We start from the raw sequence: 24,902 nt of genomic DNA on the forward strand, positions 1-24,902 counted from the left end.
GGCTCTTATGTTTCGAAACGCTTTTGCATATATTACACGAAAATGGTCAAAGTCACTATTACTGTTAACTATTATTCTTTTGATGAGTACTCTTAGTTTGTTAGGACTTGCTATGCGAAGTGCAACCCAAGAAGCTGCATCCAAGAGTCTAGGGGCAATTACCAATAGTTTTTCAATGCAGATTAATCGTAACACGAATCCTGGAACTCCTCGAGGGGCTGGAAATCTTAAGGGAGAAGATATTAAAAAGATTAGTGAGACTAAAGGAATTGTTTCGACTATTAAACGGATAAATGGTATTGGTGATTTACTAGATTATGAGATTATTGAAACAGAGCAAACGCTACAAAATCAATCGCCAGAACGTGCTAAAAATTTTAAGTCTACCTTGATGTTGACAGGAGTCAATGACTCATCAAAAGAAGATAAATTTGTTTCAGGTGCTTATAAACTAGTTGAAGGAGAACATCTAACCGATAAGGACCATAATCAAATCTTGATGCACGAAGGTTTAGCTAAAAAGAATGGTCTTAATGTAGGAGATAAAGTCAAGCTTAAATCTAATCTTTATGATGCTGATAACGAAAAAAGGGCTGATGAAACAGTAGAAGTGACTATCAAAGGTTTATTTTCTGGTCAAAATCAAGCTGCCGTTACCTATGCTCAGGAGTTGTATGAAAACACCCTCATCACTGATCTAGACACAGCTGCAAAACTCTATGGTAATACCGTAGAAACTGCCACTTATGAGGATGCCACTTTCTTTGCTAAAGGTGATCAAAATATTGATTCCTTGATAGCAAAGATTCAAAAGTTGGACATTAACTGGACCCTCTACGATCTTGTTAAGAGTTCATCAAACTACCCTGCTTTACAGGAATCTATTCTTGGGATGTATCGTGTAGCAAATCGTATGTTTATTGGAAGTCTCATTTTTACAAGTTTATTGCTAACCCTTCTGTTGATTTTATGGTTAAATGCTCGTCGTAGAGAAGTTGGTATCTTTTTGGCCTTGGGACTTAAAAAGACACAGGTTGCGGGTCAATTTTTAATGGAATTACTGATGATTGCCTTACCAGCCTTTCTTTTATCATATGGTTTAGCGAGTTTCTTTGCCGAAAAAGTTGGTAAAACAGTCCTTTCCAATGTTACGGAAGGTATCAATAAGCAAATGACCAAAGAATCTCTAGCTGCAAATCTCGGTGGAGGGGCTGAGGCAGAGAGCTTCAGTAAGACTCTGACTCAGATTCATATGACAGTCCAACCTAAGCAACTTTTGGTAGTCATTCTAGTCGGTGGCTTTATCTTAAGCTTGGTATCCTTGATTTCTTCTCGCTGGCTTCTTCACAAGAAACCCAAAGACCTCTTAGTTGATGTTGAATGATAAGTTTGCTGCACCTATAAAAAGCGGTATAATGAAAGAAAGCGACTATATATAGATGAAAAGGATAATGTATGAAGATACTAATCGTAGAAGATGAGGTCCTGATTCGAGAAGGGATGAGCGACTATCTCATGGAATGTGGCTATGAGGTCTTTGAAGCAGGCGATGGGCAGGAGGCCCTGGATCTCTTTCACAGAGAGACGCCAGATCTAGTCTTACTGGATATCCAGCTTCCTATCCTCAATGGCTTGGAAGTCCTCAAGACTATTCGGAAGACTAGCTCAGTCCCTGTCCTCATGCTGACGGCCTTCCATGACGAGGACTATAAGTTGACGGCCTTTGGAGAGTTGGCAGATGGCTATCTGGAAAAACCCTTCTCCTTGTCCCTCTTGAAGGTCCGTATCGAAGCTATTTTTAAAAAGCTTCAACCTTCCCGGGTCTTCACCTATGGAGAGGCACGGGTGGATTTTGAGAGTTACACAGCCAGCCTAGCAGGCCAAGCCATTTCCATGAATGCCAAGGAGTTGGAAATCTTGGAATACTTGCTCCAGCATGAGGGCAAGGCCCGGACCCGCTCTCAGATCCTCGATGCCGTCTGGAAGGAGACGGAGGAGATTCCTTTTGACCGGGTGATTGATGTCTATATCAAGGAGCTACGAAAAAAACTGGAGCTGGACTGTATCGTTACGGTACGCAATGTCGGCTATAAATTGGAGAGACCATGACCAAACGGAGTATCTTTGCAAAAATCTTTCTGATCACCTTTGCCCTATTTAGTAGCTTAGTCATCCTTCTACATGCTTCGGTTTACTTTATTTTCCCCTCGTCCTATATCGAGTCTCAGCGACAGACGATTTTGAAGAAATCCCAGGCCCTGGCCAAGAGTTTCCAGGGGCAGGAAGAAGGGACCATTGAGTCGGTCATCGACCTTTATTCCAAGACCAATGATATCAAGGTGTCTATCAAGGGCAAGGAAAAACAAAATGCCATAGAGGTCAAGGATGACCTGCTCGTGAACCCTGACAGCCAGAATAATTCCCTGGTCATTGAAGAGCGAAAGATTCATACCAAGGAAGGGAAAGACTTAACCTTGCAATTCTTAGCGACCGTCGATTCGCAAAAGGAAGCGCAGGACATCAGTCTGGGCTTTCTTCCCTATAGTCTCCTTGCTTCCTTTGTTCTATCGCTGATTGCCTCTTATCTCTATGCCCGCCTGATTTCTGCTCCGATCCTTGAGATCAAGCAGATGACCAAGCGGATGAAACGCTTGGATCGGACAGCCAGTCTCCCCATTCATTCGCAGGATGAGATCGGCGTCCTCAAGCAACAGATCAACGACCTCTATCATCATCTTTTAGAGGTGATCGACAATCTAGAGCAGCAGAAACAGGAAAATCTGAAGTTGGAGCAGATGAAGGTGGAATTCCTACGGGGAGCCTCGCATGAGCTCAAGACGCCTCTGGCCAGCTTGAAGATTATCCTAGAAAATATGCGAGATAAAATTGGTCGCTACAAGGATCGGGACCGCTACCTATTAGTTTCTCTTGACATCGTCGATGAGATGAACCAGATTGTCCTAGAGATCCTGTCTTTATCTTCTGTTCAAGAATTAGGTGGTGATAAGGAGTGGATTCAGTTAGATGATGTGGTAAATCGCATACTCACTCAAAATCAAGTGTTGGTTGAGAATCGCTCCCTATCAATTGACAATTATCTTCCGGCAACTAGTATTTTCATGAATTTACCTATTTTGAAATTGGTTCTCTCAAATATCATCAGTAATGCAGTCAAGCATTCTGATAAGGGTGGAGTGATTCGAATAGGTTTAGAAAATGAAGGAACTGATTTTGTCATTGAAAATACGAGTGTATCTAAAGAAAATATTTCAACTAAAGCTCAGTCTAAGAAAGAAGGAGGATTAGGCCTTTTTGTGGTCAAATACCTTTTAGAGCATGAGGAACTTAGCTATAGATTTGAAGAAAGTTCTACGGGGAGGCGCTTTGTTATGGTCTTGCCCAAAAAGTAAAAAGCGATGGTTAAGGTATTAACCATCGTTTTTTTTGTATTGTTAAATAAGCAAAGGCTGACCTTACATTTCAACTCTATTATTTTTTAATATTACCAAAAGTTTAAGGAGTCTGGAGTATAGATCATTGAAATGTTTTAAACAACAAAAAAAAAACGCTTGCATAACTTCTAGAAAAACGTAAAATAGAACTATCAGACTCACGATAATAATAACTACGAGGAGTAGAATTATGCAAAAATACTGGTGGCATAAAGCTACAATTTATCAAATTTACCCCAAGTCGTTCATGGATTCCAACGGTGATGGCATTGGTGATTTGAAGGGGATTACCAGTAAGTTAGACTACTTGCAAAAACTTGGAATAACAGCCCTATGGCTTTCGCCTGTCTATGACAGTCCAATGGATGACAATGGCTATGATATCGCTAACTATGAGGCTATTGCAGATATTTTTGGAGATATGAGTGACATGGATGAGCTTTTGGCGGAAGCCAAGAAGCGTGATATTCAAATTGTTATGGACTTGGTGGTTAACCATACGTCTGATGAGCATGCATGGTTCATCGAAGCGCGTGAAAATCCAGAAAGTCTTGAACGAGATTTCTACATCTGGCGAGACAAACCTAATGAGTTAGTATCTATCTTTAGTGGCTCCGCTTGGGAATATGATGAGACCTCAGGCCAATATTATCTGCATTTCTTTAGTAAGAAACAGCCAGACCTCAATTGGGAAAATCCACAGTTGCGCCAGAAAGTTTATGACATGATGAATTTCTGGATTGATAAGGGAATCGGTGGTTTCCGCATGGATGTGATTGATATGATTGGTAAGATCCCAGATCAACTGATTGATACAAACGGTCCAAAACTTCACGATTACATCAAGGAGATGAACCAGGCAAGCTTTGGAAAGCACGACCTTCTAACCGTTGGTGAAACCTGGGGAGCAACACCTGAAATTGCTAAACAGTATTCAAATCCAGATAATCAAGAACTTTCCATGGTTTTCCAGTTTGAACATATTGGACTTCAGCATAAGCCATATAGCCCTAAATGGGAATATGAGAAGGAGTTGGATGTTTCAGCACTTAAGATTATTTTTAATAAATGGCAAACCGAGTTAGAATTGGGACAAGGGTGGAACTCACTTTTTTGGAATAATCATGATCTGCCTCGTATTCTCTCAATGTGGGGAGATACTGGTGTCTATCGTGAGAAGTCAGCCAAGGCCTTGGCTATCCTCCTTCATCTGATGAGAGGAACACCTTACATTTATCAAGGTGAAGAAATCGGCATGACCAATTATCCATTTAGAACTTTGGAAGAATTGAATGACATTGAATCTCTCAACTATGCCAAAGAAGCTCTCGAAAAAGGGGCATCGATAGAAGTTATCATGGACCAAATCCGTCAGGTGGGTCGTGACAATGCTCGAACACCAATGCAATGGGATACGTCTAAAAATGCTGGATTTACCATATCGGATAAGACTTGGTTACCTGTTAATCCAAACTATAAGGACATAAATGTTGAATCAGCCCTTGCCAATCCAGAATCAATTTTCTATACATATCAGAAGCTCGTAGAGCTTCGTAAAACACAGGATTGGCTAATTGATGCTGACTTTGAACTTTTAGAGACTGCTGATAAGGTTTTTGCCTATATCCGTAAGACTCAAGATAGTAGCTATCTGGTTGTGGTTAATCTATCAGACCAAGAACAAGACTTTGATTATGATTTTGATGTCGCAGAAGTCGTCATCGCAAATACCGAACTGAAACCAATCGCTGACCAAGGCAAACTCCAAGCCTGGGATGCCCTTTGTGTCAAGGTGAAATAGAAAGAAAAATGGTTGTCAACTAACTGTTGATGACCATTTTTTATCTTCTTTCCCCTTACTTAACTCAGGTTAGTCCTGTAGACTAGAATTATGTTATAATAATAGAAAAATAAGAAAAAGGTAAATTTTATGGCAATCTTAGTTTTAGGTGGGGCTGGTTACATCGGTTCTCACATGGTGGACCGTTTGGTTGAAGCGGGCCAAGAAAAAGTCGTTGTCGTGGATAACTTGGTGACGGGTCACCGTGCGGCAGTCCATCCAGACGCGGTATTCTACGAGGGAGATTTGGCAGATCAGGACTTTATGCGTAAGGTCTTTAAGGAAAATCCTGATGTCGATGCCGTTATTCACTTTGCGGCTTACTCACTTGTGGCTGAGTCTATGGAAAAGCCACTTAAGTATTTCGACAATAACACTGCTGGTATGGTGAAGTTGCTTGAAGTCATGAACGAATGCGGTGTTAAATACATTGTCTTCTCATCAACAGCAGCAACTTACGGTATCCCAGAAGAAATTCCAATTCTTGAAACAACACCACAAAATCCTATCAACCCATATGGTGAAAGTAAGTTGATGATGGAAACTATCATGAAGTGGTCTGATAAAGCTTATGGTATTAAATATGTGCCACTTCGTTACTTCAACGTCGCTGGTGCCAAACCTGATGGTTCTATCGGAGAGGATCACGGTCCTGAAACCCACCTCTTGCCAATTATTCTCCAAGTGGCTCAAGGGGTTCGTGAGAAAATCATGATTTTTGGTGACGACTACAATACTCCAGACGGGACTAACGTTCGTGACTATGTGCATCCATTCGACTTGGCGGATGCCCACCTTTTGGCAGTGGAATATCTCCGCAAAGGAAATGAGTCAACAGCCTTCAACCTAGGCTCTTCAACAGGTTTTTCAAACCTTCAAATCCTTGAAGCAGCTCGTAAGGTAACAGGTAAGGAAATCCCAGCTGAGAAGGCTGATCGTCGTCCTGGTGATCCGGATACATTGATTGCATCCTCTGAAAAGGCTCGTACAGTGCTAGGCTGGAAACCACAATTTGACAATATCGAAAAAATCATCCAAAGTGCCTGGGCATGGCATTCAAGCCATCCAAAAGGCTATGATGATAGAGATTAATCATAAGCAATAGGAGCTCCATCTGGTCATAAACTACCATTTGGAGTTTTTTCTAGACACCATAGCAAATCTTTGCAATTTTATCTTATATCCTTTAAGATAATTCTGTTACAACTTGAAAAGGAGAACAGGATGGAAACATATACACTTTCAAATGGCGTTACGATTCCTAAAATTGGTTTTGGGACTTGGCAGATTCCAGAAGGGGAAGAAGCTTATAACAGCGTTAGTTTCGCACTTAAGGCGGGTTACACACATATTGATACGGCTCAAATCTACGGTAACGAGGTTTCTGTAGGTAAGGCGATTGCAGATAGTGATGTGGCGCGTGAGGATATTTTCCTAACGACTAAACTCTGGAATGACAAGCACGATTACGATTTGGCTAAGGCCTCTATCGACGAGTCTCTTGAAAGACTAGGTGTGGATTATTTGGATCTTTTGCTCATCCACTGGCCTAATCCAAAGGCTCTTCGTGAGAATGATGCTTGGAAGGTTGGCAATGCAGGTGCTTGGAAGGCAATGGAAGAAGCCTACAAAGATGGTAAGGTGCGTGCTATCGGTGTGTCTAACTTTATGCAGCATCACCTTGATGCTCTCCTTGAAACGGCTGAAATTGTGCCACATGTCAATCAAATTCTTCTGGCTCCAGGTTGTGCCCAAGAAGATTTGGTTGCCTATTGCCAAGAGCGTGATATTCTTCTTGAAGCCTACAGTCCACTAGGTACTGGTAGCATTTTTGGAAATGAAGACGTAGAAGCAGTGGCTGAACGTAACGGAAAATCTGTTGCTCAAGTTGCCTTACGTTGGAGCCTTCAAAAAGGTTTCTTGCCACTACCTAAGTCAGTGACAGCAAAAAATATCGAAGCCAACTTGGATATCTTTGACTTTGATTTGTCAGAGGAAGATATGGCAGTATTGGATAAGATTCAAGGCATTAAAACTCAGGATGATCCTGATACAGTTAATTTTTAATAGAATTGCAAGCAACTCGTAAGGGTTGCTTTTTCTATTGTTTTACGAATAAAAGTATGAACCTATTATCAAAATTGACAAAAAGGAGGAGTGGTAATACAATGGTGTTACAAAAGAGAACGAGGTTAAGGATATGACAACAATTACATTGAAGGTTTCAGAGGCAGATAAGAAGTTCATGCAGGCCATTGCGAAATTTGAAGGGGTATCCTTGTCAGAATTAATTCGTACCAAAACTTTAGAAGCCATTGAGGATGAATATGACGCTAGAGTAGCCGATTTGGCATTGGTAGAATATGAAGACTATCTTGAAAATGGTGGGGAGGTGCTAAATTGGGATGACCTATAAGATAGTACCCACCCCTAAATTTGCCAAAAGTTTTAAAAAGTTGGATCCTTTTGTTAGGAAACAAATTAAGGCTTATCTCAATCGCGTGACAGAGAATCCAAGAGCCAAGGGTAAGGCCTTAGTTGCCAATCGCACTGGACAATGGCGCTATCGTATTGGTGCCTATCGTGTTATTGTCAATATTCAGGACAATGAACTAATCATACTTGCCCTCGAAGTCGGTCATAGACGTGATATCTATTAGCATCAACACATAGAATATCCTAGGTTCCGTTAATTTTTAATAGGATAGAAGCAACTTGTGAGGGTTGTTTTTTATACTGTGTGTGCCCGAATTTGCTATAATAAGGCTATCATATCAATTACTATTAGAAGGGAAGTTATGCTATGGAATCGCGGAACCTTCTTCCTCAAAATACGCGTCTGATGGCTAATTTGTTGAGTTTTTCAGGAGGGGCCTTGGATGTCTTTTGTCATATGTACTACCATAGCTTGGTTGCTACGCAGACTGGGAATATCCTTTTGTTGGTCGCTGACTGGCGAAACAGTAGTATGTACTATAACTTGTTGCGTTGCTTTTCAATCTTATTCTTTTCTTTAGGCTTTCTTTTTGGCATATGGTTTAAAGACCATCGTAAGAGTGCCTATTGGCGTGTTTATGGTCTTCTTCCACTTTGTGTGATGACAGCTATCCTGCCTTTTCTACCTTCAAATGCCTTGATTGAGCTCCCGATTATCGCTTTTTCTGCAGGTATCATGATGAAGACTTTTACTGGCAGTCAGATTGAGAATCATCCCTTCGTGATATTTATGACCTCAGGAAATTATCGAAGGATGTTAACGGCCCTCTATTATGCCATTCAGGGAAGTGGTGATCAGAGAGAATATCGTCGTCAGGCTGTCAATTATAGCTTTATCGTAGGGAGCTTTGTCGTTGGTGCTATCGTCTCAGCCGTTCTGATGCATTTTGTGCACCTTAAGTCAATTTGGGTAATCACACTCAGTCTTATTACCATCATGGTTTACTATTCATCTGAAGTGAAACGGCTAGGGCTCAAGGAAACTAATCTTTAGTCGTCTGTAGCAAATATTTTTGATAACAATTGTCTTGTGTTATAATTTTGATTATATTATTTTCATTTAATCAAAAAAAGGAGACATAAGATGCCTGTAGTAAGCAATGATTTTTCAGATATCGTTTATAACCGTCGTTCCATTCGTAATTTTGATCCATCTGTTAAGATTCCGCGAGAAGAACTGTTGGAAATCCTAGATAAAACTGTCACAGCACCATCATCAGTTAACATGCAACCTTGGCGTTTTGTCGTCGTTGATAGCGAAGAGGGCAAGGAAAAATTGACACCTTTCGTCAGCTACAATGGTTTGCAAAATAAAACATCATCAGCCATGGTTCTTATTTTTGCCGATTTGAAGAGCCAAGAAAGAGCTGAAGATATCTACGGTAAGGCTGTTGCTCAAGGAAAAATGCCTGAAGAAGTCAAAGAAAAACAACTGTCAAGCATTGTGCCAATGTATGAAAATGCTCCTCGCGAAATGATGAATGAAATTGTCCACATCGATGCTAGCCTTGCTGCCATGCAGTTGATGTTGGTCGCTCGTTCTTATGGTTATGATACCAACGCTATCGGTGGTTATAAAAAAGATGGGCTTGCCAAAGCCTTTGGACTTGATGAAGACCGTCATGTACCAGTTTTGCTCATTGCTCTTGGGAAAGCCAATGAAGAAGGCTTTGAGTCTGTTCGTCTGGATGCTTCTGATGTGACGACTTTTGCTTAATAAATAATTGACCGTAAGTCTCGGAAGTGGAGGCTTACGGTTTTTTGTATTAAAAGATAGCTAAGTGTTTTTAGTAAGATTAGGTAGTTGCTTTAACCCATGATTAAGGTAAGTCCTTTTCCTTTGTGTTATAATGAAGAAAAACGTTGAATGTAAAGTTTATTTTGCCTTTTACTAGGAGTCTTTTATGACAAACTATTTGGTCCAGAGGTTTCTCTGGTTTCGTGAGCGAGGCTTCGTCCAAATTACGCAGAAAACTTTGGTTTCGCTCTTTCCCTTTTTCCTATTTTCAGGAATTATTCGGGTGATTTCACTATCTGTCTTTTCGGAGCTTGGTTATATTAATCAATTGTTTTCAGTTTCTGACTGGTTACCGGCCTTTAAGATAACTGGGCAGGTGCTCATTAATCTTTCCAACTTTCTTGGTGGCTTAGCTGGGCCCTTATCAACCTACTTTGCAGGAAAATACACAGCTGGTCACTATGGTAGAAGTACTGGTACAGCTGGTGTGACATCCCTTTTGGTTAGCTTAATTATAGGATCGCAGGAGCTGTTGCTGTCACCGCTAAACGATGGTGTTTTGACTCGCATCAATTTACCGGCTTCAATCAACATTATGTTGGCTATCTTTGTGGGCTATCTGGTTGGCCAGATTTTTCGCTTTTCAAGAGCTAGTGATGATCAGATTGTGGACAAGGACTATATTTATCAACCAAAGACCGTCCGTCCCATTTTTTTGTCACTCATTTTAGCTATTGGACTTAACATTCTCTTTGTGATTGGAGAGCAAGATAATGTTTTTCTGACGATTAGGCAGGTTACCTCTACCTTTACTGTAACTGATAATCACCTGTTCTCAACCTTTATGATGGGACTTTTGAACACTTTTTCTGCTTGGATTGGAAATAGTCAGGCTTTTGCCCTAAATTCAATTGCCGAGGATAGTTTTGCCTTGGAAAATTTGACCTATGCTGTTTCCCATCATACGACGACTGGGCTTCCCCACCTTTACACACTAACAAATCTTTATCATAGTTATGGCTTGGTTGCTGGCATTGGCTCAGGGCTAGCCCTCTTGGTGGCTCTGCTTTTAGCATCAACCAGTTATAAGGATAAGAAGGTGAGTCTTCTAAGTGTCTTTCCTAGTCTCTTTAACAATGGTGCTCCATTTATGGTGGGGATACCAGTCTTGCTTAATTTAGTTTATTTGGTTCCTTTCCTACTGGCACCTATAATCAATATGGGCATTGCTGCGGTGGCCTTGTCTATCCATCTTATGCCAGCTGCGGTTTATCCAGTTCCAGATGGTACACCAAGTCTTCTTTACGCCTTTATTGGAACTGGTGGTAGTCTGCGGGCACTTGCTGTTAGCCTGCTCTGTTTTACGGTTGATGTTGCTATCTTTATTCCCTTTGTTCATCTGTCTAATAAGGTGCAACACGGTTTGAAAGAGGAAGGAGAAAGCAATGAAGTTCAGTAAAAAAACGAAGTTGGTCTTTATCCTTGTCGCTGTCTTTCTCATTGGGCTAGCTGTCCCATCCTATAGTTGGACTAGAAAAAATGTCAAGGAAATCGAGACTTTCTATAATTCAAAATTGTCTCCCATTATCATGATTCCAGGGAGCTCCGCTACGGAAAATAGATTCGACGGCCTGGTGCGTAAGCTCAATCAGGATCGTCCTGGCGTCAAGCATAGCCTTCTCAAAGTCAAGGTCTGGAACAATGGGCGTATCACCTTTGAGGGTAAAATCAAGGATAAGGATAACGAGCCAGTCATTGTTATTGGATTTGAGAATAACAAAGATGGCTATAACAATATCAAGAAACAAACCAAGATGATGAATCAGGCATTTGAAGCCTTGCAGAATAAATATAATTTCAATAATTTTAAAGGGTTGGGGCATTCAAATGGTGGCTTGATTTATACAGCTTTTATTGAAAATTATCTTAGCGACTACGATGTCAAGATAAATTCTTTGATGACTATCGGAACGCCCTATAATTTCACTGAAACCAATATTAAAAATAAATCGGTCATGCTAGCAGACTTTATAGCTGCTAAGGAGAATATTCCGGCTACCCTACATGTCTATTCGGTAGCGGGAACCATCACCTATGATTCGGACGAATTGGTTCCCGATGCTAGTGTGTCCGCTGGGAAATATATCTATCAGAATCAGGCAAAAAGTTATACTGAAATCACTGTTACAGGTGAAGATGCCCAACACTCGGATTTACCAACCAATGATGAAGTAGTGGAACTAATCAAACAACATATCGAAGGACAAGGTGTTCGTAAGAAGCAAAAGACCAATCTAGAACCTCAATAGGCTATAATACTATGTATTATTAGTCTAGTTAGTTATTATCAAATACAAAAGAATAGAGTCTACGATGGCTCTATTTTTTTAGTGTAAGACTAACTCTTTAAGTTGTTGTAACTCCTTGTTTTACAACGTTGGTTTTGTTATAATTGATTGAAAAGAAAAAGATGAATGAGAGGTTCTGATATGCAAATTCCAAGTCGCTTTACCATTGCTGTCCATATTTTGACCCTTATAGCACAAAATAAGGGAAATGAAACTAAGCTAACCAGTGATTTAATGGCAGGTAGTGTGGGGGTTAATCCAGTTATTATCCGTAAAACCTTGTCGCAACTAAAGAAAGCAGACTTAATTTCAGTTCAAAGGGGAACAGGTGGAGCTAGCTTGCTCAAGGCCCCAGAAGAAATTAACCTTCTTCAGGTTTATCGTGCTGTGGATAGTATCGGCCCAAGTGGTCAACTCTTTAGTTTCCATGACAATCCTAACCCAGCCTGTCCAGTAGGACGAAATATTCATGGGATCTTGGACCAAAGCCTAGAAGACGTTCAAATGGCAATGGAAAAAGAGCTTGAAAAGAAAACCCTGGCTAGTATTTTAAAAGATGCCAAGGCAAACTGGAAAGAAGCCGGAGCTTGATAGTTTAGTCAGTAAACGCTAAGAAATCGAAAGTTTTTCGGTTTCTTTTTTATTTATAGGTTGTAATAATTGACATTACAATCTAACCAAGTATAATATTGTCATACAAAAGATTACAACAAAGGAGAAAAACATATGACATACGACTACAATAGTAAGATTTACCTCGCAGAAGCGGTACTCAATGTGAAGGACTTGGCACGTCAGACAGCCTTTTATACACAGGTTATAGGACTTGAAATCCTATCTCAAACTGCAACAGAAATTGTTTTGGGTGCTGGAAACAAGCCGCTAGTTCACTTGATTGAAACCAATCGTGAGGAAGCGGTCAAGTCCAGTTATGGTCTCTACCATATGGCAATTTTGTTGCCATCTCGCGAGGATTTGGCAGATGTTTTCAAACATATTGCTGAGCTAGATTATCCATTTGTCGGTGCAGCTGACCACGGTTATAGTGAAGCCCTTTATTTGGAAGACCTTGAAGGCAATGGTATTGAGCTCTATAGAGACAAGCCTGTTGCTGAATGGGATATTCGTGAGGATGGTCGCATCGTTGGTGTAACAGAAGAACTATCAGCTCAAGAAATTTACGAGATGGGACGCAAGGTTGAGTCTTTTGTAATAGCTAAGGATACTCGTATGGGGCATATTCATTTATCGGTCAAAGATAGTCAGCTAGCAACGGCTTTCTATCAGGATGTTTTGGAGCTGGCAGATAAGTTTACCATTTCAAGTGCTAGTTGGATTGCTTCAGGTGATTACCATCACCACTTGGCTGTCAATGAATGGGGTGGCAAAAACTTAGCCAAACGTGACAAAGGGATGATTGGTCTTGCCTACTACGTCCTTGAAGTAGAAGACAAAGAAGATTTGATTACCATAGCAGAACGTGCTAAGAATCGTGGAGCAGAGGTCAAATGGTTATCTTCTAATGCGTTAATCTTCGAGGATAATGATGGTATTTTGACACGGGTAAGAAAAAATATAAATAATTAGTGATTTTCGAGTCGTAACTATTGACATTACATTTGAAAGGTCTATAATGGTTATTGTAATCAAAGTTATTACAAGTAAGCTTAACAATTTTAACAATTAACATTCATCACAAAGAAAGAGGGAATAACTATGACCTACTTTACAGACTTACAAAAAAAACGCCGTTCAATTTATGCTTTGGGAAAAGACCTTGAGCTCTCTAACCAAGAATTGATTGAAACCATTCAAGGGGCTGTTCTTAACACACCGACAGCCTTCAACTCACAAACATCACGTGTGGTGATTTTGCTGGATGAAGAATCAGATGCTTTCTGGAATGAAATCGCTTATTCAGAGCTTGAAAAAGTAACGCCAGCAGAAGCTTTTGAGGCAACAAAAGAACGTTTGGCAGGTTTTGCCCAAGCTAAGGGAACAATCCTCTTCTACGAAGATCAAGATGTAGTGAAAGGCCTTCAAGAGCAATTCCCACTTTACGTTGAAAACTTCCCAATTTGGTCAGAGCAAGGTCACGGAATCGCTCTTTATGCAACGTGGTTGGCTTTGGCTGAGAAGAATATCGGCATGAACGTACAACACTACAATCCACTTGTTGATGCCCAATTGGCTGAAAAATACGACATTCCAGCTAACTGGAAACTCCGTGCTCAAGCGCCATTTGGTCAAATCGTTGCACCAGCAGGAGATAAAGACATCCAAACAGAAGGTCGCTTCAAAGTTTTTGGCGACAAATAATCACTTTAATTTAGTCAGTCAGCTTGCCAGTAGGCTACATACTGACTGAACAAAATCATAATGATAAGACAAAAAATTAGCAGGGTTGAGAAATCCTGTTATTTTTCGATTTTAAGACCAGTTCGTAGATAAATTGTAAATGAAAGCTAAAACTTGAGATTTGAAACCCTTTTCACTACAATAGAGATACAGAAAAGGAGACAGAGATGAAGTATATTGATTTTGCTGAAAATGAGCGTTTATCAACCATTGTCCTTGGGATGATGCGGATTAGTCAGATGAGTGAAGATGAGGTGGAGGCCTTGGTGGAGGCAGCCTTGTCGATTGGGATCAACACCTTTGATCTGGCAGATATCTATGGTGATGGCCAGTGTGAGGTCTTGCTTGGAAAGGTTCTCAAGCGCCGTCCGGATCTTCGGAATCAGATGTGGATCCAGTCTAAGTGTGGGATTCGCAAAGATGGTTTTACTTATTTTGATTTTTCTAAGGACTATATTTTGGACTCTGTCGATGGCATCCTCGAGCGCCTCCAGATCGAGCGCTTAGATAGTCTCCTCCTTCACCGACCGGATGCCCTCATGGAGCCTGAAGAAGTGGCAGCAGCTTTTGATTACTTGGAGCAAGCTGGCAAGGTCCGTCATTTTGGGGTGTCCAATCAAAATCCTATGATGATGGAATTGCTCAAAACAGCTGTCAAACAACCCCTCAAGGTCAACCAGTTGCAGTTGAGTGCCGCCTTTACACCGAGCTTTGAAGCTGGTTTTCATGTCAACATGGAAGGGCCAAAAGCAGCCGTGCGAGATGGCAGTGTCTTTGAGTATTGCCGCTTAACCGATACGGTGATTCAAGCCTGGTCTGTCCTTCAGCATGGCTATTTCAAAGGGAACTTTGTCGGCAAGGAAGAGTTTGTAGCCCTCAATCAGGTCCTCAATGACTTGGCGAAGAAATACCAAGTCACTCCGACAGCCATTGCCCTAGCTTGGGTCCTCCGTTATCCAGGTAAGATGCAGGCCGTCATCGGAACGACCAAACCCCAGCATGTCCTTGAAGCGGGGAAAGCAGTAACCGTTACCCTAACGCGCAAGGAATGGTACCAAATCTACTTGGCTGCAGGTAATGATTTGCCTTAGAATAGTTGTTAGTAGACCAGCTCTCACTTGTATTAGTGGGCTGTTTTTTTTGTTTTATGCTTTATAGATTTTTCTTGACAAGTCTTTCTTTATTATGGTACTATTTTAGGAAACAAGTGTTGCGCAACAATCGTTGCGCGAAAGGAGTCTTATGCCACCAAAGGTTAAATTTAGTAAAGAAGCTATGATTGGGACAGCTTTACAATTGGTGAGAGAAGAGGGCATGGCTAGTTTGACGGCTCGAGCATTAGCGGAGAAACTGGGAGCCACGCCAAGGGTCATTTTTGGGCAATTTGCAAATATGGCTGAGTTACAAGCAGAGGTTATTGTTGCTGCGGAAATGGTAGTGGTGGAATATATACGAAAGGCTTTAGAAGATGAGAAGCCTTTTCGATCTGTCGGGGTTGCTTATATCCTGTTCGCCTCAAAAGATCCCCAACTCTTTCAGTTGCTTTTCCAAAATCCTAGCAAAGATCCGATTCGTCGCTTTCAAGATTTTCTTCCCATGAAGGATCATAGCTACCAATTGGTTCTGGAATCGATTGTCGCAGACTATCCATTGACGTTAGAGGAGGCTAGTCGCTTGTACCAGCATTTATTTATCTACTCACACGGGATGGCCTCTATGGTTGCTTCTGGCATTTATCAGTTCAGCATGGAAGAAGTGATTGGATTACTGACAGAGGTTTGTCAATCTCTCATCAAAGAAATGGTAGGAAAGAAATGATTCAACTAGAAAATGTGCACAAAAGTTACGGCCAAACTAAGGTTTTAAAAGGGATTGATTTGCAGATTCAAGACCAGGATGATGTGGTTATCCTTGGCCCTTCTGGATCGGGGAAATCAACTCTCTTAAATGTGTTATCAGGATTAGAAAAGGTAGACGAGGGGCATATCCTCATTCAAGGACAAGATTTATCACAACTCACGGATGCTCAATTGACAGCCTTTAGACGTGAGAAGATTGCCTTTATTTTCCAGCAGTATTATCTATTGCCGAATCTAACGGTCAGACAAAATGTAAAGATGGGAGCTGACCTGGCAGACAATCATGATTTTTTGCAGATCATCGAGGATTTGGGGCTTGGCGATAAGCTGGACAAATATCCGAGTGAATTGTCGGGTGGGGAACAGCAGAGAGTCTCCATTGCCCGAGCCTTGGCCAAAAAGCCAGAGATTCTTTTCTTAGATGAGCCGACGGGAGCCCTGGATGAAGAAACAGGGCGAAAAATTCTCGACTATATTTGGAAATTAAAGGAGAAGCTTGGCTTTACCCTCATCATGGTGACGCACAACCAAAATATAGCGGATATGGCTAGAACCATCATTCGTGTCAATAGTGGCAAGATTACCGAAGTTGTGACCAATGATCAGCCTCAGACTGCCTTTGAGATTGGATGGTAAGTCATGTTTTCAGTAAAAGATATTCGAAAATTAGTTGTCGTTAGTATCATTGGGGCTTGTGCGGTCTTTGTGGCCAATCTCTTCTTGAATTTTTACCTGGATATCGAGCAGTTGGAGATTTCTAAAACCAATCCCATGATGCAGACCTACTATGATGCCCAGGTCTCGCTTTCCTGGATGGTGGCCATGGTCAGTGGGGTTGTCTTGTCCTTGACGTCGGTCCTTCTCATGTGTTTTTATATCAAACAATTTGTTGATGACCACAAGGAACAATTAGGGATTTTAAAGGCCTTGGGCTACAGCAATGGCCAGTTGGCGAAACGATTTTGGGCCTTTGGACTCAGTTTTGGAGCTGGAGCGCTTCTTGGCTATTTCACTTCATTTCTCATGATGGGACATTTTTACGACTTCCGTAATGAGAAGGGGATTTTGCCAGAAATTACCATTCATTTTCATTGGCAGCTCTTGCTTGCTTTGGTAATCCTGCCAACGAGCTTCTTTATGGTTCTTGCGATTGGCTATGCTAGAAGACAACTACAAACGCCGGCTCTTCGCTTATTGAAAAAGTCCCCAAGTCCGATCAAGGTCCAAAGGAGAAAGAAGGCTTCCAAGAAAGACAAATCTTTCTTAAAAGAGCTGTCTTCGTCACTGATTTGGGGGAGAAAATCTATCTTGTTCTTTGTGGTCTTTGGATCCATGTGTTTCGCGGCTATGGTTCAATTGTCCTTTGGCCTCAGGGATTACACAGATGACATCATCCAAACCATGATGATTATGATTGGCTTGATCCTTTCTTTCTCGATTCTCTTTTTGTCATTGGGGATTGTCGTCTCAGAAAGTCGTGAAACCTTGGCCTTGATGAAGGCTTTTGGCTACACCAATCGTGAATGCCAAAGTCATATTCTCGCTCCCTATCGTTTTTGGGCTTATCTAGGATTTGTTCTTGGGACGGTTTACCAATATGGCATCATGGAAATTTTGATCGGTGTGATCAAAGATACGGTTCCTGAAAAGATTGAGCATCACTTTGATGGGAATGTGTGCTTCTGGACCTTGCTTGGTTTTGCTGTGGTTTACGAAAGCCTCTTTTATCTATCCAACAGAAAACTCCAAAAACAAACCATTAAAGAAGTGCTTCTAGCAGAATAATTTATGACAGTAATCCTTAATATCAGTGCTTTTTGATGAGAAAAAATAGTAGATTCATTGACTTTAGACCTCTTCACGAGGTCTTTTTCTACTATGAAAACGCTACATAAGAGACTAAATGCACTATCACAATCTTGTGATAGTTTACATCTTCTTAACATTGTCCCGAAATTCTTGCATTCTCTATTGTTAAAGCGTATGATAGACACTGTTTTAATTTTAGTGCTTTAAAACATGTCTTGAAATATTTCTAGATGTACAAGGCAAAAAGAATTTTATGAAAGAGGAGTCTCGAATGTCAGATAAACAAATGAAAACCCTTGGTTGGGTGGCAACCTTCATGTCAGTTATGATGTATGTATCATACGTACCACAAATCATGGACAATTTGTCTGGTCATAAAGGAAACTTTATCCAACCATTGGTAGCTGCAGTCAACTGTAGCCTTTGGGTTTACTATGGTCTCTTTAAAAAAGAACGTGACCTTCCCCTTGCTGCGGCCAATGCACCAGGTATTATCTTTGGTTTAATTACAGCATTGACAGCTTTGTTCTAAAATAAAGCAAAATTTCTTTCTATACTATTTTTCTTAACGCAGAAAACGAGAGCAAAACTAGCGACAGTCAAAGATTGTCGTTCTAGTTTCACTCTCGTTTTTTGTTTTTAGTTACTAAGAAGAGCCTTGATAGCATCTTCCATTTTTAGTGGATCAGTTTTGGAAGAAAAGCGTTCGACGACTTGACCTTCACGGTTAATCAAAAATTTAGCAAAGTTCCATTCAATTCTAGCCCCAAGCGGTCCAGATTTTTCTTGTTTTAGCCAATCAAAAAGTGGTTCTGCTTCCTTACCATTGACCTTGATTTTGGCAAACCGAGGGAAGGTTGTATGGTAATTGAGGGTGCAGAAGGTATTGATTTCTTCAGCACTACCAGGTGCCTGCCCCATAAACTGATTACAAGGAAAATCAAGAATATCGAATCCTTGTTCTTTGTATTTATCATAGAGTTCCTGCAAGCCCTGATACTGTGGCGTCAAACCACAACCTGTTGCTGTATTGACGATTAAGACGACCTTGCCCTTATAATCATTTAGGGATACGGGCTGGTCAGCTTGATCTGAAACTGTAAAATCGTATAAGGTTGTCATAGGAAACCTCCTTTGGTTTAGTTGAGACTATTATATCAAAGTTAGTCAGAGAAGGGTTATTCGGGAAGAATAGAGACTAAATTAAGTTGGTGATAGTAATTCTTTATCTTTGATTTAGGTTTACTTATTACTAATTGTGATGATACTAAATGGAGATATATTGCTCTAGAGTATATAACACAAGGTTTAAAGGGGATTTGAATGTTACACTCATAAATTAAATTTATAACCCAGGATAAAATTTCTTTATTTTTCGGATGTGATAATCTCTGATAAGATAATGTCATTCAGTTTTGAAGCAGCTAGTGATAATAGGAGTTGAAAGTATTTTAGGTATGTTCATTAGCTGTTGATATTAGGATAAGAGAAAAGGAGATTCTTATGTCAGAAAAAAGAGAGTTAGTTTTGAAAGCATTTCGTGGAGAAAGTGTTGATCGTGTCCCGGTGGGATTTTGGCATCATTTTACTACTGAAGCAGAGTGGTTACATGGTTTTGAAAATCCAGAAATTATTGATAAAAATAAGGCTGGTCATAAAAAATTTATAGAAGAAGTCAAACCTGATTTTGTTAAATTGATGAGTGATGGTTTCTTTGCATATCCACAGCCTGCTTTTAAAGACTTTAAGTCAATCAGTGATTTGCAAACAATTGAACCTTTAGGTGCAAATCATCCTTGGATTTCTGCTCAAGTTGAACTTGTAAAAAGTTTGATTGCTGATTTTCCCGAAGATATTGTTGCAATTTACAATATCTTCGCTCCGGTTACTTATTTTAAATGGTTAGTTGGAAAGGTTTCGGGTGGTGATGATGCCATAGCAGATTACATTGAGGAAAACCGTGAAGCTTTGAAGCATGTTTTAGATGTTATTGGAGAAGACATTGCAAGTCTTAGTCAGAGAGTGATTAAAGAAGCTGGTGCTGATGGTATTTACCTAAGTGTTCAAAGTATTCAAGATAATCGTGTTAGCGCTGAGATTTATAAGGAAATCATTGCTCCAAGTGAATTAAAGGTTTTAGATGCAGCCAATGAGGCCAAGGGTCACAATATCCTACATATTTGTGGTTACGAAGGGGCCCGCAATAACATCGAACTCTTTAAAGATTATCCTGCTCAGGTAGTTAATTGGGCGGTTGGTCCTGAGGGAATTAGTTTGGCAAAAGGCCGTAACATTTTTGGAGGTCGTACAGTTCTTGGTGGGTTTGAAAATGGAAAAGATGGTCTTCTATATACTGGAACTAAAAAAGCTATTCAAGAAAAGGTTAGGGAGATTATTACTGATACTGGAACTCATGGGTTAATCATTGGTGCTGATTGCACGATTCCAAGTGATATTAACCATGAGCGTATTGAATGGGTACGTGAAGCAGCAATTTTGTAAGAAAAAGGAGAGATTAATATGAGTAAAAAGACATGGATTATTGGTGGAGCTGTTGTTGTAGCACTTATTGGGGCTACAGTTATTGGACGTAGCTTAACAGGAGATAAAAAAGCAAAATCAGACTCTGGAAAGGTAACAACATTAAAGGTTGCTCATACTCAAAACTATGTTCCTTATGATTTCGTTGATAAGGATGGTAATTCTGATGGCTATGAGGTAGCTGTATTAAAGGAAATTGATAAAAAGCTTCCACAGTACAAATTTGAATATACTGGAACAAGTGATGATGACCTTTTGATTGGTTTAGAGTCAGGTAAATATGACATTGGTACTAAGGGCGCGTGGTACACAGATGAACGTGCTAAAAAGTTTATTATTCCGAAAGATCCAATTGGAGCAAGTATTATTGGATTTACCATTCGTAAGGATGATAAAGATAAATATAAAAATATCTCTGATTTTGCAAAACAAAATGGTCGATTGGTGCCAATTTCACCACAAAATGCTCAGTGGAATGTTATCAAAGACTACAACGATGAGCATAAAAATCAACCAATCGAGTTGACATCTGCGGAATCTTTCCAAGTTTCAGATGCCTATGCATGGGTTTTGGAAAATCGTTATGATGCTTACTTTGATATTAAATTATCTTTTGAAAAGGCTGTAACTGATAAAGATGGTGCGTATCATCAATATGCGGATAAATTGACTTGGTTCCCTTATAAAGGAATTCCAACATATCCACTTTTGCATCGTGATAGTAAGAATGAAGAGTTTTCAAAAGAATATACTAAGGCAATTAAGGAACTAAAAGAAGACGGTACACTTGAAAAGTTATCTAAAAAATACTTTGGTGAGGATGTCTTCTCATACGTAGACAAATAAGTAAATTGTAACGTCGTAAAAGTAGGATGTTTTGATAAGCTTCTGAAGTGAGTTTAGTTAGGAGAAATTATGGTCAATTATGACATTTCAAAAGTTTTTGGAGCATTACCTGAAATCATAAAGGGCTTACCGATGACATTATTGGTTATCTTATTAACGACTTTACTTGGGTCGTTATTAGGAGGATTAATTGCTTGGGCAAGCCTTTCTAAGGATAAAGCTTTAGAGAATTTAGCTAAGGGATATGTTTTTATCTTACGCTGTACCCCACCTATTGTGCTATTATTCTTGGTATTTTACGGAGTTCCAGAATTTCTTAATTGGTGGTTAGGATTAGATATAAATGATTGGTCTAAATTGATATTTGTTCTTGTGACTATGGTTCTCCTATTTTCAGCAATGATATCAGAAGTGTTTAAAGCGGCTTATCAAGCAATTCCTAAAGGACAATTAGAAGCCGGGCTTAGTATTGGGCTTACTTCTGAACAAACCTTTGTAAGAATTATTGCCCCTCAAGCATTTAAGGTTGCTTTACCAAATATTACAACAGCTATACTTAACCTTATGCGTGATGCAGCTTTGGCTTATACGATTGGTTTTATTGATGTCATGGGCAAAGGGAACCTTTTGATTAGTCGCCATTTAGGAAATTATTCTTTGGAGATTTATACAGCTGTTGCCTTTGTTTATTGGGGAATAGCATTAATTCTATCGTTGATTTCTAGGATAGCAGAGCAACAATTGAGTGTAAAAGAGAGGTAAAAAATGAATATTACTTTTATTATAGATACCTTTATCAAGGCTTTATATGGTGTTCCGGTAACACTGGGAATCATGGTTGTGGCTATTCTATTGAGTTTTCTACCTGCTTTATTTCTCGCTTTGGGTCAAATTTATAAGGTACGAGGTGTTAAGACTTTTTCAATTGTGTATCTTGCGTTTATTCGTGCAACACCTCCAATTCTTTTAATTTTATTCTTTTATAGTTTGTTCCCTAGTTTGTTAAATCAGTTTTTTAAAGGTATTGGGAGTCACATAGATGTCTTCAAAGTTAATCCGCTTTACTATGCTTTTATTATCTATAGCTTGATGACGACAGGAAGCTTGTCGGAAATCATTCGATCAGCATTACTAACTGTTGATAAAGGTCAACTAGAAGCTGCTCAAGCCATAGGTTTAACAACAAGACAAGCCTATCTGAGAATCGTTTTTCCACAGGCACTTAAGGCTGCGCTTCCAAATTTGTGTAACTTAGTTATCAATATTGTAAAAGGAACGTCACTTGTCTTTGTTATGACGATAAAAGATATTACCGCAATTGCACGAGTCGAAGCAGCATATGGATATCAATATTTTGAATCTTATTTTGTCATCTTCATTTTATATTTAATCATTTGTGGTATCATTCAAGTTCTCTTTAACTTTGGAGAAAGAAAATTGCAATTTACATAGAGGGAGTCACTATGCTAGAAGCTAAACATATATCAAAAACATTTGGAGATCGTCAGGTTCTTGTTGATGTCAATCTACAAGTGAAACAGGGAGATGTGGTTGTCATCTTGGGACCATCAGGTTCAGGAAAAACAACTTTCTTACGTTGCCTTAATCATTTGGAGAAAGCTGATGGAGGTCAATTAAGAATTTCAGGTAAGGACTACTCTTTGGATAAGTTATCAAAGAAAGATATTTTAGATATCCGAAAGAAAACAGCTTTTGTATTTCAACATTACAATTTATTTGCAAACAAGACTGCCATTGAGAATATCTTGGAAGGTTTAGTGATTGCTAGGAAAGTTCCCAAAAGTGAAGCGCAAGAGATTGCTGAAGAAGCACTTAAAAAAGTTGGTCTTCTGGATTTTAAAGATTACTACCCATCACAACTTTCAGGAGGACAACAACAACGTATTGGTTTAGCTAGAGCAATAGCAGTCAAACCAGAAGTTATCTTGTTAGATGAACCAACATCGGCCCTTGATCCAGAACTAGTTGGGGATGTTCTGGACGTCATGAAACAACTTGCTCATGAAGGAACAACAATGGTAGTTGTGACTCATGAGATGGGGTTTGCACGAGATGTAGCTAATCATGTCGTTTTCATGGATGGTGGTCATGTCATCGAAGAGGGGAGTCCAAAAGACATTTTTTACAGACCAAAAGAAAAACGTACACAACAATTTTTGGCACGTATTCTTTCTGATGCTAGTTATGATTTGGAATATATGATTTAAAAAATCTGCTGTTTTAATTAGGAATGAAAAAAACAAAGACGAGTTTAGATGGTCTTTGTTTTTTATTGCTTATAAGTAGTCTACTGCAAGAATAGGAGTGTTCTTTTTAGCCGATACACGTGTTTTTACGCCATTATTCCCTTTAGGGAGACGTAATTTTGTAGTTCCTTGGTTTGAAGAATTTGTTTGGTGTTTGTAGTTGACAGGAATACGCGTTTTCACACCGTTATTGCCTTTAGGAAGACGAAGTTTTTTAGCACTTGTTGATGTAGCTGGTGTTACAGGTTTTTCAGCTGTTCCTTCAGTAACTTCCTTGTAAATATAAGTGATTGTCACAGTATTTGAAATACGAATTTTGTGTGACTTAATTTCTTGATCATCAGTTGATTGTAGCTTATATGTTTTACCATTTGCTTGGATCGTTTCAGGCGCAGTCGGGAAATAGGCATAGTAAGCTAAATCAATATCGCGTCTAACCATGTTGACTTTGATTGGAGCAATTTCCTGTCCCTTCTCATCGACAAAACGGGCCTGTTGCGCGACAGTTGGAGCAAGGTCAACATCATCATAGAAGTAGGTGACATCAATAATAGGACTTGAAGCAATTCCTTTTTTAGGTGCGCCGTAATTACTCTTATTGTTAAGTACTATATCGTCGTATTTAGCAAAATACCATGTTTTTCCATTTTCATCGGTAACCGTTGCTGGCGCAAAAGCAGCAGTGTCGTATTCAGTGAAAGCAGGAGTTTTAATCGTTGCGTAAAGCACATCCTTTTGAGAGCTAAATTGTGAGTAACTTGCTTCGGTTGTTCGACGGATGTGATGGATACGAACTTCTGACACACGCTCATCAACTGTTGGTGTGTTTACAACTGGACTTGGTTCTTCAAGATTTACAGGGCTTGTATTTTCAATTGTTGGTGCAGGTGCAGTTACTTCCTCACTAAGGATAGCAGTGCTCGCTGAGCTAACCTCAGTTGCAGGATTAGTAGTAGTTGTTGTGCTTACTGATTCGTTAGCTAGATTAACATCAACGGCTGAAGCAGGGATGTTTTCAACAACTAGGTTTTCAAAAGAAGTGTTATCAAGAGCCTCTGTAGCGGGAAGACTTACTGGCAATTCTTGTTCATCTGCAAGTGCAGAAGATGATAGACCAAGTGCTAAAATTGCAGCACTAAGACCAATAGTAGCATGTAATTTCTTATTCATGTTCATTAATTCCTCCTTGATATATGATGATTATAACAGAGGTGATTATAAAAGTCAAAAAATTAAAAATATGTAAATTGAAAAAATTTGTTTGATACTTAAAATGATTTAAAACATGATAGTAATAGTACATTACGAGTGTTAATGTAAAATTTCATTCAAAAATTAGGGCTTTTTA

At 39.7% G+C, this 24,902-nt stretch carries 27 protein-coding genes; 25 read left to right on the forward strand and 2 right to left on the reverse strand.

All coding sequences use genetic code 11. From position 1 onward, the window contains the following. Window positions 1-7 precede the first annotated feature (7 nt). The 20 genes from HMPREF3112_RS03480 to HMPREF3112_RS03575 all read left to right on the forward strand — a co-directional run bounded on the left by HMPREF3112_RS03480 (window position 8) and on the right by HMPREF3112_RS03575 (window position 18,432). Window positions 8-1,384 carry an ABC transporter permease gene (locus HMPREF3112_RS03480; RefSeq protein ID WP_048790035.1) on the forward strand — a complete coding sequence of 459 codons (1,377 nt, stop codon included), beginning with the start codon at window positions 8-10 and terminating at the stop codon, window positions 1,382-1,384. A gap of 71 nt (window positions 1,385-1,455) precedes the next feature. Then, window positions 1,456-2,109, forward strand: coding sequence for a response regulator transcription factor (locus HMPREF3112_RS03485; protein ID WP_048790036.1), 654 nt, complete (start codon window positions 1,456-1,458; stop codon window positions 2,107-2,109). Next, entirely contained in the window at window positions 2,106-3,410 is a 1,305-nt protein-coding gene (locus HMPREF3112_RS03490; RefSeq protein WP_070438088.1) for a sensor histidine kinase, read from the forward strand. Before HMPREF3112_RS03485 ends, HMPREF3112_RS03490 begins: the two co-directional genes overlap by 4 nt. 232 nt (window positions 3,411-3,642) lie before the next feature. After that, complete coding sequence (gene dexB, locus HMPREF3112_RS03495; protein WP_070438091.1) at window positions 3,643-5,253, forward strand: glucan 1,6-alpha-glucosidase DexB; 1,611 nt, start codon at window positions 3,643-3,645, stop codon at window positions 5,251-5,253. A gap of 129 nt (window positions 5,254-5,382) precedes the next feature. Further along, entirely contained in the window at window positions 5,383-6,384 is a 1,002-nt protein-coding gene (galE, locus tag HMPREF3112_RS03500) for a UDP-glucose 4-epimerase GalE (RefSeq protein WP_070438094.1), read from the forward strand. 132 nt (window positions 6,385-6,516) lie between these two features. After that, entirely contained in the window at window positions 6,517-7,359 is an 843-nt protein-coding gene (locus HMPREF3112_RS03505; RefSeq protein ID WP_070438097.1) for an aldo/keto reductase, read from the forward strand. A gap of 133 nt (window positions 7,360-7,492) precedes the next feature. Next, a complete protein-coding gene (relB, locus tag HMPREF3112_RS03510; RefSeq protein WP_070438100.1) occupies window positions 7,493-7,708 on the forward strand; it encodes a type II toxin-antitoxin system RelB family antitoxin in 216 nt (71 codons plus the stop codon). Further along, window positions 7,698-7,952 (forward strand): type II toxin-antitoxin system RelE family toxin, encoded by a 255-nt coding sequence (locus tag HMPREF3112_RS03515; protein WP_049554070.1) that lies wholly within the window; start codon window positions 7,698-7,700, stop codon window positions 7,950-7,952. Before relB ends, HMPREF3112_RS03515 begins: the two co-directional genes overlap by 11 nt. 143 nt (window positions 7,953-8,095) lie before the next feature. Next, window positions 8,096-8,782 (forward strand): YoaK family protein, encoded by a 687-nt coding sequence (locus HMPREF3112_RS03520; protein ID WP_070438103.1) that lies wholly within the window; start codon window positions 8,096-8,098, stop codon window positions 8,780-8,782. A 90-nt stretch (window positions 8,783-8,872) separates the two neighbouring features. Continuing rightward, window positions 8,873-9,505, forward strand: coding sequence for a nitroreductase family protein (locus HMPREF3112_RS03525; protein ID WP_048675313.1), 633 nt, complete (start codon window positions 8,873-8,875; stop codon window positions 9,503-9,505). A 187-nt stretch (window positions 9,506-9,692) separates the two neighbouring features. Then, entirely contained in the window at window positions 9,693-10,985 is a 1,293-nt protein-coding gene (locus HMPREF3112_RS03530) for a PTS sugar transporter subunit IIC (RefSeq protein ID WP_070438106.1), read from the forward strand. Beyond that, on the forward strand, window positions 10,972-11,835 hold the full coding sequence (locus HMPREF3112_RS03535; protein WP_070438109.1) for an alpha/beta hydrolase: 864 nt from the start codon (window positions 10,972-10,974) through the stop codon (window positions 11,833-11,835). The genes HMPREF3112_RS03530 and HMPREF3112_RS03535 overlap by 14 nt, the downstream gene beginning before the upstream one ends. 180 nt (window positions 11,836-12,015) lie before the next feature. Further along, the gene (locus tag HMPREF3112_RS03540; protein ID WP_070438381.1) at window positions 12,016-12,465 is read left to right on the forward strand and encodes an Rrf2 family transcriptional regulator; all 450 of its coding nucleotides are present in this window, start codon (window positions 12,016-12,018) and stop codon (window positions 12,463-12,465) included. Window positions 12,466-12,600: 135 nt separating this feature from the next. Then, window positions 12,601-13,461, forward strand: a complete 861-nt coding sequence (locus HMPREF3112_RS03545; protein WP_070438111.1) for a VOC family protein — start codon at window positions 12,601-12,603, stop codon at window positions 13,459-13,461. Window positions 13,462-13,590: 129 nt separating this feature from the next. After that, window positions 13,591-14,193 (forward strand): nitroreductase family protein, encoded by a 603-nt coding sequence (locus HMPREF3112_RS03550; protein ID WP_070438114.1) that lies wholly within the window; start codon window positions 13,591-13,593, stop codon window positions 14,191-14,193. Between the two features lie 206 nt (window positions 14,194-14,399). Continuing rightward, entirely contained in the window at window positions 14,400-15,323 is a 924-nt protein-coding gene (locus HMPREF3112_RS03555) for an aldo/keto reductase (protein ID WP_070438117.1), read from the forward strand. Between the two features lie 151 nt (window positions 15,324-15,474). Continuing rightward, window positions 15,475-16,050, forward strand: a complete 576-nt coding sequence (locus HMPREF3112_RS03560; RefSeq protein ID WP_070438119.1) for a TetR/AcrR family transcriptional regulator — start codon at window positions 15,475-15,477, stop codon at window positions 16,048-16,050. Continuing rightward, on the forward strand, window positions 16,047-16,727 hold the full coding sequence (locus tag HMPREF3112_RS03565; protein ID WP_070438122.1) for an ABC transporter ATP-binding protein: 681 nt from the start codon (window positions 16,047-16,049) through the stop codon (window positions 16,725-16,727). The genes HMPREF3112_RS03560 and HMPREF3112_RS03565 overlap by 4 nt, the downstream gene beginning before the upstream one ends. 3 nt (window positions 16,728-16,730) lie before the next feature. Beyond that, window positions 16,731-17,876 carry an FtsX-like permease family protein gene (locus HMPREF3112_RS03570; protein ID WP_070438125.1) on the forward strand — a complete coding sequence of 382 codons (1,146 nt, stop codon included), beginning with the start codon at window positions 16,731-16,733 and terminating at the stop codon, window positions 17,874-17,876. A 295-nt stretch (window positions 17,877-18,171) separates the two neighbouring features. Further along, the gene (locus tag HMPREF3112_RS03575; protein WP_002885327.1) at window positions 18,172-18,432 is read left to right on the forward strand and encodes a SemiSWEET family transporter; all 261 of its coding nucleotides are present in this window, start codon (window positions 18,172-18,174) and stop codon (window positions 18,430-18,432) included. Between the two features lie 107 nt (window positions 18,433-18,539). Here HMPREF3112_RS03575 and HMPREF3112_RS03580 read toward each other — a convergent pair whose 3' ends face one another. Next, window positions 18,540-19,022, reverse strand: coding sequence for a glutathione peroxidase (locus HMPREF3112_RS03580; RefSeq protein ID WP_049546145.1), 483 nt, complete (start codon window positions 19,020-19,022; stop codon window positions 18,540-18,542). 381 nt (window positions 19,023-19,403) lie between these two features. On the opposite strand from HMPREF3112_RS03580, the gene HMPREF3112_RS03585 reads away from it, so the two are divergent. From HMPREF3112_RS03585 to HMPREF3112_RS03605, 5 genes are all read left to right on the forward strand, one after another. Next, on the forward strand, window positions 19,404-20,402 hold the full coding sequence (locus HMPREF3112_RS03585; protein ID WP_049546144.1) for a uroporphyrinogen decarboxylase family protein: 999 nt from the start codon (window positions 19,404-19,406) through the stop codon (window positions 20,400-20,402). An 18-nt stretch (window positions 20,403-20,420) separates the two neighbouring features. After that, complete coding sequence (locus tag HMPREF3112_RS03590) at window positions 20,421-21,287, forward strand: transporter substrate-binding domain-containing protein (RefSeq protein ID WP_070438128.1); 867 nt, start codon at window positions 20,421-20,423, stop codon at window positions 21,285-21,287. A 69-nt stretch (window positions 21,288-21,356) separates the two neighbouring features. Next, entirely contained in the window at window positions 21,357-22,049 is a 693-nt protein-coding gene (locus HMPREF3112_RS03595) for an amino acid ABC transporter permease (RefSeq protein ID WP_070438131.1), read from the forward strand. A 3-nt stretch (window positions 22,050-22,052) separates the two neighbouring features. Then, window positions 22,053-22,739, forward strand: coding sequence for an amino acid ABC transporter permease (locus tag HMPREF3112_RS03600; protein ID WP_004182287.1), 687 nt, complete (start codon window positions 22,053-22,055; stop codon window positions 22,737-22,739). Window positions 22,740-22,750: 11 nt separating this feature from the next. Continuing rightward, on the forward strand, window positions 22,751-23,515 hold the full coding sequence (locus tag HMPREF3112_RS03605; protein WP_013990376.1) for an amino acid ABC transporter ATP-binding protein: 765 nt from the start codon (window positions 22,751-22,753) through the stop codon (window positions 23,513-23,515). Window positions 23,516-23,584: 69 nt separating this feature from the next. Here the strand turns inward: HMPREF3112_RS03605 and HMPREF3112_RS03610 are convergent, their stop codons facing one another. Continuing rightward, on the reverse strand, window positions 23,585-24,730 hold the full coding sequence (locus tag HMPREF3112_RS03610; RefSeq protein ID WP_004182289.1) for a hypothetical protein: 1,146 nt from the start codon (window positions 24,728-24,730) through the stop codon (window positions 23,585-23,587). Window positions 24,731-24,902 lie beyond the last annotated feature (172 nt).

It is taken from the genome of Streptococcus sp. HMSC10E12 (assembly GCF_001807855.1).
Lineage (GTDB): Bacteria > Bacillota > Bacilli > Lactobacillales > Streptococcaceae > Streptococcus > Streptococcus salivarius.